We start from the raw sequence: 11,739 nt of genomic DNA, 5'->3' as shown, positions 1-11,739 counted from the left end.
CTATTTATGTAGATTGTTACTGGGTTCTGGGTGAAGTTTATTCTTGTTGACCCTGCATTATCTTTTTGGCCCTAACGACCCGCATACCATCTCTGATATTGAGAGACATTAATACTAAGTTGATAAAACCAGCAATAAGCTCTGCTGCCTGAACGGTGTAGAAGGTCATATCAAAGCTGCCAGAACTTGCTAGGTGCTGTAGATATATCGCACAAGGCAGTAAGATCAGCAGTCCATTTAATGCGATGAAAGGCATCCTTTTTTTCTTTTTTCCAATAGGGCCAGCATTCGCTTTTGGGGCCATTTTACTTCCAGTTACGCCTGTGATCACCATCAAAGGAATAAGAATCCATACGCCATACGATATGACTTTTTTAACTGTCAGGATCGCTGCCTGATCACCCATCAACTCAGTAATTAGTGTGCTGCTAAAAAAACTCATGATCATAAGAAAGGCAAGTACACCTGCTATACGGTGTAGGTAACTTAGTGTCTGTTTCATAGAGAACCTCCTCTGGGGCTGAATGCTATCTGTCATCAGATATTTCTTTTACTAGGGCAGCCTCAGAAATTTATGCTGATGAATTAAGGAATGAAAGTATCATACATATGCAATAGTTGCAAATGCAATTGATGCATTTTGGACACGTTCCTATTTTGAACGTATGATGCAGTCAGCTCGATTTTGGGCGTGACTACTTTGGAGGTATGAGTGATGGAAGGTAAGAAAGAAGCTCAATTACCTAGGGATCAGAGCTTTGGCTGGTTGGTTGCAGTATTGGGGGGGCAGATGGCATCTTCGCTTGATGAAAAACTGAAAAAAATAGGCATAAGCCTCAGTCTTTGGCCATCTCTCTTTGCTCTCTGGGAAGAGGAAGGACTAACTCAGGTAGAGCTTGCAGCCCGTTGCAACACGGCAAACTACACCACCACAAGGGTACTTGATTCCCTCGAAGCTCTAGGTTTGGTAGAAAGGAAAAAGCATCCTACCAGTAGGAGGGCATATCAAATTTTTCTGACTGACAAAGGCCGTGAATTAGAAGCTGCGGGTGTTCAGATGGCTACGGAGTGTAATGAGGATTATTTGTCTGCTCTATCTGAAGTTGAGCGTAGCCAGATTCATGAGCTTATTAAGAAAGTTATTTCAGCAAGAGATAGTCGTTCGATATAAAAGAGTCTGAGTGTAAGCGGGTCGCCTTATGTAATACTCGAGAATACCGTCCGTGCCATTTTAAGCCAAATCTTTTAAGTGAATGAATAGACAAACCTATACCCATTTTAGATAGATATGGCTATAAGCAATATCGCCCGCTACATAAAAAAGCAGCAACGACATACTCAGGTTAAGTAAGCGAAAATACTGGGGCTGGTGGACAAGCTTTCCAAGGTAAGCCCCCATTAATAGGTAACTGGTTGGTGCACCAAACGCAAAGCTTGAGAGCAGCAATGACCAGACCATAATTGAACTTCCTGAGATCTGCACAGCTGGGAACTGTACTGTAACTATTGGGAATATGACAACGAAGGACTTTGGATTGAGTAGCTGCAAAAATAACCCGGATTTGAAATTCAGTTTGTTATCTACTTCGCCAGATTGTTCTGCGGGCTCGATCACGTTAATACTGATACATGCAATTTTAAAAGCTAGGTAAGCGATGTAGAGGCTACCAATGCAACTAATCAGTAATTGATAGCGTGGGCTCACCAACCAAGCCCCTGTATAGCCAAGCAGCAAGAACAGCAACAGCATGGCACATGCGACACCCAGACAAAATTGTAATGTAGGCCTGATATGACCATTAATGCCGCCATTCAAACTTAATAAATTTGACGGACCAGGGGTGTACATAATGCCAAACGCATATACGAGTATTTCAAGCATAGTGATTACCTTGAAAGTAGATAGGGGAGGTAGAAATTAGGTTTTTCTGAGGTGCTTACTTTTTACATCAGTAGCGGATAAAGTGTTGTTGGTACTGTCGTGGTGTCATTCCGTAGGTTGGTTTAAAGCGTCGATTGAAATGACTAAGATCACTAAAGCCGTACTGAAATACCACATCATCAAGAGGCGTTCCTGATTCCAGATCTTCGCGAGCACGGTTAACGCGACAGTTCAGAATATATTGGTGTGGAGTAATGCCAAATTGTTGGCGAAACAGGCGCAAAAAATGATATTTGGAAAGGTTTGCGTGCTGGCTGATCTCATCCAGTGACATATCTGATTGGATATTCTCTTGAATAAAATCCCGTGCCTGAAGCAGTAAGCGATCAACTTTACGCCTTTTATGCTCGGGTGAATATTCACCATAACGTTGTGCAATACTTAGTGCTACCTGATAAAGCTCGCATTCTTGCTGAAGTTTGTCGTTAGTTTTATTTTCAATCAATAGCGCCATGTTGAGAATGTGTTGTCGCAGCAAAGGGTCATCTAGCATCGTATCAACTATTTGAAAATCTTCACTCTGTTTTATACCGGCACTACTGAGCATCGGTTTTAGTTGGTTAGGGTGTACATAAAGCATACGGTATTGCAGAGTGTCGTCCGTACCTGAATGCCCATCATGTACTTCACCGGGATTGAAAATGATGATGTTACCAGGGTGACTACGGTGAAATGCACCGCTAGCAAAAAAGTCCTGCCGCCCAGCCAGAGTTACACCGAATGAGAATTCTTCATGGGAGTGCTTTCCATAGGAGAAATCATCCATCTCTGCCTGCAACACAGTTACCTGGTCAAGATGTTGGCTTTTGATATATTGGAATTGGTTTTCGTGCTTCATCATAATTCACCGCTATACAAATGGTAAGCCGTATATAAGCTAAGATCTAGTATAGGGCGAAGCACAAAAGCATTGCTTGGACAAAGTTGCGCGTTTTGTTTTGCGGTCGTTCTGACATTGAGCGATGGAGAATAGCTGAACTACTTGTATGAGTGGTTGCCTTTGTATCGTTTTCACCTTGGCTTATTTCCAGCCTACAGACGAGCCTGTTGTACTTATATTAATAAAAATATGTAAAAAACCTCATTTTATGGCCCTTTTAACGCTTTAAGAAAACTACAGGTCGCAAATTGGCATACGCCATTCTTGAGTGAGAACATAATCTCCTGTCTATCAGAATAATAATTTACGCACTTTGTGCGGAGGCATCATGTCTATTAGCGTTTTCGATCTCTTTAAAGTAGGCGTAGGCCCATCCAGCTCACATACCGTAGGCCCGATGTTAGCGGCTGCTACATTTGCAGATTGCCTTGAGCAGAAATGCTTAGCATCTGATGTGGCACGAATACAGGTTGATTTGTTTGGCTCATTAAGTGCTACTGGCATAGGGCATGGTACTGATAACTCAGTCATTATAGGTTTGTTAGGCGAGCGCCCAAGTAGCGTTAACCCCGATATTATTTTGCAAGAGGTCGCTTCTGTCAAAGAGAGCAATACTCTGCGTTTATTGAATAAGTTTCCAGTAGCGTTTGTTTGGGAGCGGGATATGCTGCTTCTTGAAGAAAACCTTCCTTACCACCCTAATGCGATGAGAATTTCAGCTTTTGGAGCACAAGGGCAAACGCTTTATAGCAATACTTACTATTCGATTGGCGGGGGCTTTGTTATTGATGAAAGCGAAGCAACGGCTGATGCGCATGTGGTACCGCAGGTGGCATTGCCGTATGAATTTCATAACGCGGTTGAGTTACTAGAGTTATGTAAGTCAAATAACTTAAGCATTAGCCAGCTGATGATGGAAAACGAAAAGGTTTGGCGCTCTGAGCAGGAGATTCGTGATGGCCTAATGGATATTTGGGCTGTGATGAAAGAGTGCATTGCTAATGGCTTGCATAAAGAAGGTATTTTACCGGGAGGGTTGAATGTTAAGCGTCGTGCAATGAGCTTGCATAAATCTTTGATCCGTTCGACAAAGCCTAATGTTATCAGTACAACGATGGGAGCCATGGATTGGATTAATCTTTATGCATTAGCGGTTAATGAAGAAAATGCTGCGGGCGGGCGAATGGTAACCGCGCCCACTAATGGTGCCGCAGGCATTATCCCGGCAGTATTGATGTATTACACAGAGTTTACGGATAAGCCTACTGAGAAGTGTATTGTTGACTTTATGTTAGCGGCAGCGGCGATTGGTGCTTTGTGCAAGAAAAATGCGTCTATTTCTGGTGCTGAAGTGGGCTGCCAAGGCGAAGTAGGTTCAGCCTGTGCTATGGCGGCAGCGGGATTGTGTGAAGTACTTGGCGGTACGCCTGAACAGGTAGAAAATGCGGCTGAAATAGGCCTAGAGCATAACTTAGGTTTAACCTGTGATCCTGTCGGTGGTTTGGTTCAAGTCCCATGTATCGAGCGTAATGCTATTGGTGCAATGAAATCCATTAATGCAACGCAAATGGCACTTCGTGGTGATGGGGAACACTTTATTTCTTTAGATAAAGTTATTAAAACCATGTGGGATACAGGTATGGATATGCAAGATAAGTATAAGGAAACTTCACGCGGAGGTTTGGCTGTTAATGCAATAGAGTGTTAAGCATTATTGGTAAATCTTAGAATAAGAGGGAGTCCTATTGGATTCCCTTTTTTATTGTCAGAAGGTTGTTAGTTAAAAGAGCGAATGATTCGCTGATGTAAGTAACTCTTATATTTGCATATGTGGGATATTATCAGGAATGATCAATGTGGCATCAGTCAGGTCTAGCACCTCATCGAGTGTGCACCCTGGGCCTAACTCTTTCAGTAGTAATCCATCCTCAGTAGGTTGAATGACGGCTTTTTCCGTTACGATTAGGTCGACTCTGCGCTCAGCTGTCATCGGAAATGCAAGTGATTCGACTACTTTTGCATTGCCTTTAGCGGTATGTGTCATCGCGACAATAACGCGTTTAGCACCCGCTACTAGATCCATTGCGCCACCCATGCCGGGGACCATTTTTCCGGGGATAATCCAGTTTGCCAAATGGCCTTTCTCATCCACCTGAAGCCCGCCCAGTATGGTCATGTCGAGGTGTCCACCACGAATCAGACCAAATGAAAAAGCGCTATCAAACGCAGCCGCGCCCGGTAAAACACCAATGAAGCTGCCGCCAGCATCGGTCAAAGAAGGGTTTTCCATTCCTTCAGGAAAGCCACCGATACCAATGACACCATTTTCTGATTGAAAGAAAACATGGTCGTTTTTATCTACATAGTGGGCGACCATGGTTGGCAGACCAATACCTAGATTGACCAGTGAACCCGGTGTGATTTCCTGTGCAATACGGCGGGCTATAATCTCTTTACCATTCATGCTTTGGCCTCACTTTTTACGATCATATCAACCAGTACGCCCGGTGTGTGTACATCATCAGGAGGGATGCAGCCAACAGGAAGCATCTCTTCAACTTCGACGATGACATGCTTAGCAGCCATGGCCATTAATGGATTGAAATTTTGGGCAGTCAGGCGATATTTTAGATTGCCATAGTAGTCAGATTGTTGGGCTTTTATGAGTGCAAAATCTGCTTTTAGTGGGCGCTCAAGCAGAAAGCTCTCCCCATCTACTTCTACTAACTGCTTTCCTTCAGCGGCCAGCGTATTTACCCCGGTAGGTGTCAGTATACCGCCTAAACCGTAACCTCCGGCGCGAACTCTTTCTGCTAGTGTACCTTGCGGTGATAGTTCTACCTCAAGTTCTTTTGCAATCATCTGTCGTTGAGTTTCTGGGTTGGTTCCTATATGAGAAACGATCACTTTTTTTACAGAATGGGCATCAATTAACAGACCGATAGCCGCGCCTTCTTGAGCGGTATCATTAGCAATCACGCAGAGCGATTTTTTACCTTGGCGGACCAGTTCTTTGATCAGGCTTAGTGGGGAACCAACACCCATAAAACCACCAATCATTATAGTTGAACCATCGGGTATTAACGCGATGGCTTCCGTAACGGAAAGAGGATGTTTCAATGTAAGCCTTCCTGTAGCAGCGTTATAAAAATGGGTCTATCAAAGCATAATAGAGCCTAGCAAGCGTTGTTAACATGCTTTGTATCAGTCATCTAAAAAAGTTAATCATGGCTAGAGCTCATAAATATCGGACTAAGTTCGCTTTTCTGGGATTGTAGTGCAGTTAAGTCCGCTTATTTTCGCTAAAATAACGTATCTAATAAGACTCAGAGCTTAACAATGACCCCGCAACGTAAACAAAAATTAATATCGACGCTTGAACGCCGTCAACCTGACCTTCAGCTTATTACTGATCAGGTGCATAAATCGAGAAACTTAGCGGCGCTGATCCGTACTTGTGATGCGGTAGGGGTTCCCTATGTACACAGCGTGGCACCCAAAACAGGTTATGGGTATAGCGGTACAGCGAAAGGTAGTGATCGTTGGGTCAAAACTATTCATCACGAGACCTGTGAAGAGGCGATTCAACAAGCCAGAAGCAAAGGGATGAAGATCTATGCAGCACATTTCTCTGAACGCGCTGTTGATTATCGGGACGTTGATTATGCTATTCCGTGTGCCATTTTGATGGGCTCAGAGAAAGACGGCGTCAGCCAAGAGGCTGCAGACCTTGCTGATCAACATATCCTTATCCCTATGATGGGAATGGTAGGTTCACTCAATGTCTCAACGGCAGCCGGCATTATAATGGTTGAGGCGCAGAATCAGCGTTTAAAAGCGGGTTTATATAACGAGTCGCGTCTGGATCCTCAGGAGTTTAAAGATACACTTTTTGAGTGGAGCTGCTCAGATATCGCTGATTTTTGCCGTAAAAAAGGGTTGGAGTATCCTCCGTTAGATGATGATTTGGTTATGGCTGATTCGGCTGCTTGGTACCAAGCTTATAGAGAGGGTACGGCCGCTAAGCGCGAGTGGTAACTCGCTCCTGCTCTAGTCGCTAGTGTGGCGTCAGTTTTTGCTAAAAAGTGTTAGGTTGGTTGTGGTGTCTTGAATAAGTGTATCTGTTCTTTAAGCCATTTAAGAGCCGGGTCATTGCTGAATAACGGATGATGGATAGTCGTCATCTCTATAGTGGGAATTGTGCTGGGAGGCGTAACCATACGTACCGGGAGCATTTGGCAAAAGAGCTCTGCCATATGTGAAGGTAGCGTAATGATGGCTGGTGTCTTTGAAACAATTCTGGCCGCTGCCATATAGTTAGTTGCACGCGCAATAGCGTTTCGGGATAGATGTTGGCTACTTAGCCAGTTATCGATTGTGCTAGTAGTGTCTCCGGTAAGGTCAGAAAAAACCACATGCGCGAGTGTTACAAACTGTTCCACTGATAACGATTCTGTTACTAAGGCATTATTTTTTCCAACGAGGCAGACAAACTGTTCTGTTCGCCATTGCTGTACTATCAAATGCGCTGGGATCTTTTGTGTCGCATCCATGCCTACTACCATATCTACCTGTTGATTTTCCAAGCGGGCAGCAGAGGTATGTTCACCTATCATCTCAATCTCTAGTGTGATGTTGGGAGCAATGCTTTGTAGATGTTTGAGTAGGTCTGGGAAGATGACTGATTCAAAATAATCTGTGCAAGCAATACTGAACGTACGATCGCTGGTATGTGCAACAAATGAAGCGGTCGGAGCGATAGTGCGGTTAATAAGCTGAAGGGCCTCTCTGACATCGGGCAGCATACCTAATGCACGAGGAGTGGGCTGTAGGCCGTTCTCGGTTCTTATCAATAACGGATCATCGAGCTGTTGGCGTAAACGATTGAGCGCATGACTCATAGCTGACTGGCTCAGAAATACTTTCTCTGCCGCTTTGCTTACATGGCGCTCACTAATAAGTGCTTCAAAGATAATCAGTAAATTAAGGTCAAACTGTCGCAGTGGTTTCATAGGGGTCGCTTCCTAGAAGCTCGTTGAAAGAGAATTATAAATTATTAATATGATGCATTTATATATTATAACTATGCATTTAACTAATAAATTATAGAAAGGTATTCTATTCTCAGGTTTTGTTAAGACGCCGAATTAACGCGTTAAGTTAACTCAAGCGCTAGATTAATAACCGGACTAATAGCGCATAAATATTAAGGAATAGAAAATGTCTGATGTTGATGATAAATCCAGTGCAAGTGTTGCTAACAGTTCGGCAGTAGCTGATGCAGATATGCCGTTGTATGGCGCTATGGGTATGACATTCATGCAATTTCCAGCCGTCACGACACTGTCACAGTGTGATGCGGAAGTGATTGTCAGTGGTGTGCCTTTTGATATGGCAACATCGGGGCGATCGGGCTCACGCTTTGGACCGCAAGGCATTCGCCAAGCATCAGTTAACTTAGTGTGGGAGGGCGCGCGATGGCCTTGGACGTTCGCTTTGGATGATCACCTAGCAGTGGCAGATGCCGGTAATGTCATCTTTAAGCATGGTGAACCACAAACACTGGTTGATAATCTTGAAGCGCATATCAGTGCCATAATGAATGCGGGAAAAAGCGCATTAACCTTTGGCGGAGATCACTTTATCACACTGCCTATTTTACGTGCTTACGCTAAAAAGCATGGCCCGGTTGCGTTGGTTCACTTTGATGCACATACCGATACTTATTCTGGTGGCAGTAAATATGATCATGGCACTATCTTCCATCATGCGGTACAAGAAGGGTTGGTTGATACCGAACACTCCTTACAAATTGGTATTCGTACGGCTTATACCGTTGAAGGTCATCCGTTTGAGGTGTTGGATGCTGCTTGGGTGGGTGATCACGGACCTGCGGCAACGTTAGAGCGCATTCGACAACGTGTAGGAGATAAAAAAGTCTACGTAAGTTTTGATATTGATGGACTAGATCCGGCCTTTGCTCCCGGTACAGGTACGCCCGTTGTCGCGGGGATTAGTATTGATTGCGCATTGAAAGTTATTCGTGGTTTACAAGGTTTGAATCTAATTGGTATGGATGTGGTTGAAGTGGCGCCTGCCTATGATCAGGCAGAGATCACTTCTTTGGCTGGAGCAACCTTAGCGCTGGAGTATCTATACGTATTAGCGGCTAATAAAATGGCATAAAAAAGCCGCCTGTTATGAGCAGGCGGTAAAGTGCATATTCAAAGAAGAGCGCCGATACCATATAGCATGGAGACACCATTCTTGTATCTTGCTTAATACGAGTGGTCGCTTTATATACCCTTGAGTAGGTAGTTGATAAACGATTAGTCCCTAGCGATATAGGCTACCTACTCAGGTGTATATATTGTCAGGTTAGGGTTCTCGTAGACTGGTTCTTATAAGCGATATCTACGGTTAAAGCAGAGAGAATAAATCATGACAAACCATACCCAGTGGAAAGCGTTGAGCGAATCTGTCGTTTTGCGTCATCAAGCATATATTAATGGTGCTTTTCAGCCTGCCGTGAGTGGTGAAACGTTTCCCTGTATTAATCCGGCAACAGAGAAGTTGCTGGTAGATGTTGCTAGTTGTGATGAGGCTGACGTAAACCTAGCCGTAGCAAGTTCTTTGCAGGCTTATCGCTCAGGTGTTTGGTCAGAATTAGCACCTAAGCAGCGCAAGCAAACATTGTTGAAACTGGCTGGCTTGCTTGAGCAACACAAAGATGAATTTGCAGTATTAGATACGCTGGATATGGGGAAATCAATCTCTGAAATGACAGCGATAGATATTCCAGACAGCATTGACTGTATTCGTTGGACTGCTGAATGCATCGATAAGCTTTATGGTGAAATAGCACCAACAGGTAACGATACCTTGGCCTTGATTAGTCATGAACCCGTGGGTGTTGTCGCTGCGATTACACCGTGGAACTACCCACTAATGATGGCGACGTGGAAGCTTGCTCCAGCATTGGCTGCAGGTAACAGTGTTATCTTGAAGCCTTCAGAAAAATCACCGTTAAGTGCACTGCGTTTAGCTGAATTAGCGACTGAGGCAGGTATTCCTGATGGTGTGTTTAATGTGTTGCCAGGTTTTGGGCATACAGCCGGTAAAGCATTAGGCTTGCATCACGATGTTAATGTTCTGGCATTTACAGGTTCAACTCGTGTGGCAGGTATGTTGATGGAATATGCCGGCCAATCCAACCTTAAGCGTGTTTGGTTGGAGGCGGGCGGTAAGTCACCTAATGTGATTTTTGAAGATTGTGATGATGTAAAAAAAGCCGCTGCTACCGCCGCCGCCGCTATCTTCTCAAACCAAGGAGAGGTGTGTATTGCATGCTCACGTATCTATGTACAAAAAAGCATTAAAGAGGCGTTTATTAGTGCACTTGTTGACGCGGCTAGTCATTACCAGCCGGGTGATCCGCTTAACCCTGCCACCAATATGGGCCCGATGGTTGATGGAGCGCAGTTAGAGACAGTCACGCGCTTTATTCGCTCGGCTAAAGAGGAGGGAGGAGAGGTGCTATTGGGTGGTACTCCAGAGTACGTTGAAGGGCAGGGTTTTTATGCTAAGCCGACCATTGTTTCAGAAGCGAATAATGGCATGGCATTCGTACAGGAAGAGATTTTCGGGCCAGTGCTGGCGGTGTGTGAGTTTGATACAGAAGAGGAAGCTATCGCACTAGCGAATGACTCTAAATATGGTTTAGGTGCTTCTGTATGGACGGCCAATTTATCACGAGCGCATCGTGTTAGTCGTAAGATTCACAGTGGTATGGTCTGGGTAAATACATGGGGTGAAGGTGACTCAACTGTGCCTTTTGGTGGGGTTAAAGCATCAGGAAATGGGCGTGATAAATCATTACACGCGATGGAGAAATATACAGAACTTAAAAATGTATGGATTCGTTTATAAACGGGCCTGCACAAAGGTTAGCGTACTTTATACGCTAACCTTATTTATATTTTTTATACTTTAGGTGATTCGATAAAGCTTATCCTGCCAGTGCAATTTTATTAGAGGGCGAGGTGTTAGGGGAATATGTTGTTGCTTCCAGCTCGCTCAAGTGCACAAGGAAGAGCGTGAATATTTCAGATTGAGTCGATGTGTTAAGGCGAGTATGGATGTTCTTACGGTGAACTTTAACGGTGCCCAAACTAATATTCAGCTTGCTAGCTATCGCTTTAGAAGAGTGCCCCTGTAATATTAAGCCGGAAATCTCTTGCTCTCGCCGCGTCAATACACCACTTCCAAAAGTGTTCAGTGCTTGTTTCATCGCACCTTCAGATTTTTCGTACTGCACATACTCCTGAGACTGCGATAACCAGAACTGGCGCACTAATGAATTAACGATGGGGTATATCTCATTGAGACGATTGAGTTCAGCACGTGTGATGGTACCCATGCTGGATTTTCTCCCTAAGGATATCGCGCAGGTGACGTCATTATCCAATTCGATGATCAGGTTGATCTCATCAATCAAGTCAAAATCTTTATAACAGGTTTGGTAATACTCAGTGGTTTCGAATGAATCAGGTGCGATCTCAATTAAGCGACTAAGCCCTGAGTTTATGCCGGCTTGTATGGCATTAAACAGTGGATCAAGTATGTACGCCTGATTAATGTAAGTGCGCAGTGTTGGGCTTTGTTCGGCGGGATCAGTGGGGTGCAAAATAATCGGTTTGAAAGATTTTTTGTAAGTCACCATCAAGATAGTACTGACATTACATTGAGTTGCTAATAGCTCTGCCAAGGCTTTTGGGAAATTACGTAAGCGAATATGATCGATAACGTAAGCAAGATCCTTCTGCCAGTTGGCTGATGTACTGTCCAGGCTGGGTTTATGATTCATTCCCGCTCCCCCTCTATCTGGGTTTGTGTATAAATCGAAGCGGCCAGAGGT

12 protein-coding genes are annotated in these 11,739 nt (G+C 44.2%); 5 read left to right on the top strand and 7 right to left on the bottom strand.

The annotated features are described in order from the left end of the window. Nucleotides 1-37: 37 nt before the first annotated feature. Nucleotides 38-502, bottom strand: coding sequence for a hypothetical protein (locus tag QZZ55_RS17305; protein ID WP_293268678.1), 465 nt, complete (start codon nucleotides 500-502; stop codon nucleotides 38-40). 213 nt (nucleotides 503-715) lie between these two features. On the opposite strand from QZZ55_RS17305, the gene QZZ55_RS17300 reads away from it, so the two are divergent. Further along, nucleotides 716-1,171, top strand: coding sequence for a MarR family transcriptional regulator (locus tag QZZ55_RS17300; protein WP_293268677.1), 456 nt, complete (start codon nucleotides 716-718; stop codon nucleotides 1,169-1,171). Between the two features lie 96 nt (nucleotides 1,172-1,267). Here QZZ55_RS17300 and QZZ55_RS17295 read toward each other — a convergent pair whose 3' ends face one another. Further along, nucleotides 1,268-1,882 (bottom strand): LysE family transporter, encoded by a 615-nt coding sequence (locus QZZ55_RS17295; RefSeq protein ID WP_293268676.1) that lies wholly within the window; start codon nucleotides 1,880-1,882, stop codon nucleotides 1,268-1,270. 67 nt (nucleotides 1,883-1,949) lie between these two features. Then, complete coding sequence (locus QZZ55_RS17290) at nucleotides 1,950-2,783, bottom strand: AraC family transcriptional regulator (protein ID WP_366512344.1); 834 nt, start codon at nucleotides 2,781-2,783, stop codon at nucleotides 1,950-1,952. Between the two features lie 367 nt (nucleotides 2,784-3,150). Between QZZ55_RS17290 and QZZ55_RS17285 the strand changes: the two genes are divergently transcribed. Then, nucleotides 3,151-4,530, top strand: coding sequence for an L-serine ammonia-lyase (locus tag QZZ55_RS17285; protein ID WP_293268675.1), 1,380 nt, complete (start codon nucleotides 3,151-3,153; stop codon nucleotides 4,528-4,530). Between the two features lie 108 nt (nucleotides 4,531-4,638). On the opposite strand, the gene QZZ55_RS17280 is transcribed toward QZZ55_RS17285, so the two are convergent. Further along, nucleotides 4,639-5,286 (bottom strand): 3-oxoacid CoA-transferase subunit B, encoded by a 648-nt coding sequence (locus tag QZZ55_RS17280; RefSeq protein ID WP_293268674.1) that lies wholly within the window; start codon nucleotides 5,284-5,286, stop codon nucleotides 4,639-4,641. After that, nucleotides 5,283-5,942 carry a CoA transferase subunit A gene (locus QZZ55_RS17275; protein WP_293268673.1) on the bottom strand — a complete coding sequence of 220 codons (660 nt, stop codon included), beginning with the start codon at nucleotides 5,940-5,942 and terminating at the stop codon, nucleotides 5,283-5,285. The genes QZZ55_RS17280 and QZZ55_RS17275 overlap by 4 nt, the downstream gene beginning before the upstream one ends. Nucleotides 5,943-6,161: 219 nt before the next feature. On the opposite strand from QZZ55_RS17275, the gene trmH reads away from it, so the two are divergent. Continuing rightward, entirely contained in the window at nucleotides 6,162-6,860 is a 699-nt protein-coding gene (gene trmH / locus QZZ55_RS17270) for a tRNA (guanosine(18)-2'-O)-methyltransferase TrmH (RefSeq protein WP_293268672.1), read from the top strand. Between the two features lie 50 nt (nucleotides 6,861-6,910). Here the strand turns inward: trmH and QZZ55_RS17265 are convergent, their stop codons facing one another. Next, nucleotides 6,911-7,834 (bottom strand): LysR family transcriptional regulator, encoded by a 924-nt coding sequence (locus tag QZZ55_RS17265; RefSeq protein WP_293268671.1) that lies wholly within the window; start codon nucleotides 7,832-7,834, stop codon nucleotides 6,911-6,913. Between the two features lie 208 nt (nucleotides 7,835-8,042). Here QZZ55_RS17265 and speB point away from each other — a divergent pair, with 208 nt between their 5' ends. Both speB and QZZ55_RS17255 read left to right on the top strand, forming a co-directional pair. After that, on the top strand, nucleotides 8,043-9,008 hold the full coding sequence (gene speB, locus QZZ55_RS17260) for an agmatinase (RefSeq protein ID WP_293268670.1): 966 nt from the start codon (nucleotides 8,043-8,045) through the stop codon (nucleotides 9,006-9,008). 255 nt (nucleotides 9,009-9,263) lie between these two features. Next, nucleotides 9,264-10,751: an aldehyde dehydrogenase gene (locus QZZ55_RS17255; protein ID WP_293268669.1), complete on the top strand. Its 1,488-nt coding sequence runs from the start codon at nucleotides 9,264-9,266 to the stop codon at nucleotides 10,749-10,751. A 79-nt stretch (nucleotides 10,752-10,830) separates the two neighbouring features. Here QZZ55_RS17255 and QZZ55_RS17250 read toward each other — a convergent pair whose 3' ends face one another. Beyond that, nucleotides 10,831-11,688 carry a helix-turn-helix transcriptional regulator gene (locus tag QZZ55_RS17250; RefSeq protein ID WP_293268668.1) on the bottom strand — a complete coding sequence of 286 codons (858 nt, stop codon included), beginning with the start codon at nucleotides 11,686-11,688 and terminating at the stop codon, nucleotides 10,831-10,833. Nucleotides 11,689-11,739 lie beyond the last annotated feature (51 nt).

The sequence above is a fragment of the Neptunomonas sp. genome, assembly GCF_016744175.1.
Taxonomy (GTDB): Bacteria; Pseudomonadota; Gammaproteobacteria; order Pseudomonadales; family Balneatricaceae; genus Neptunomonas.
The sequence above is the reverse complement of the archived record's forward strand: the minus strand, read 5'-3'. Positions and strand labels throughout refer to the sequence as shown.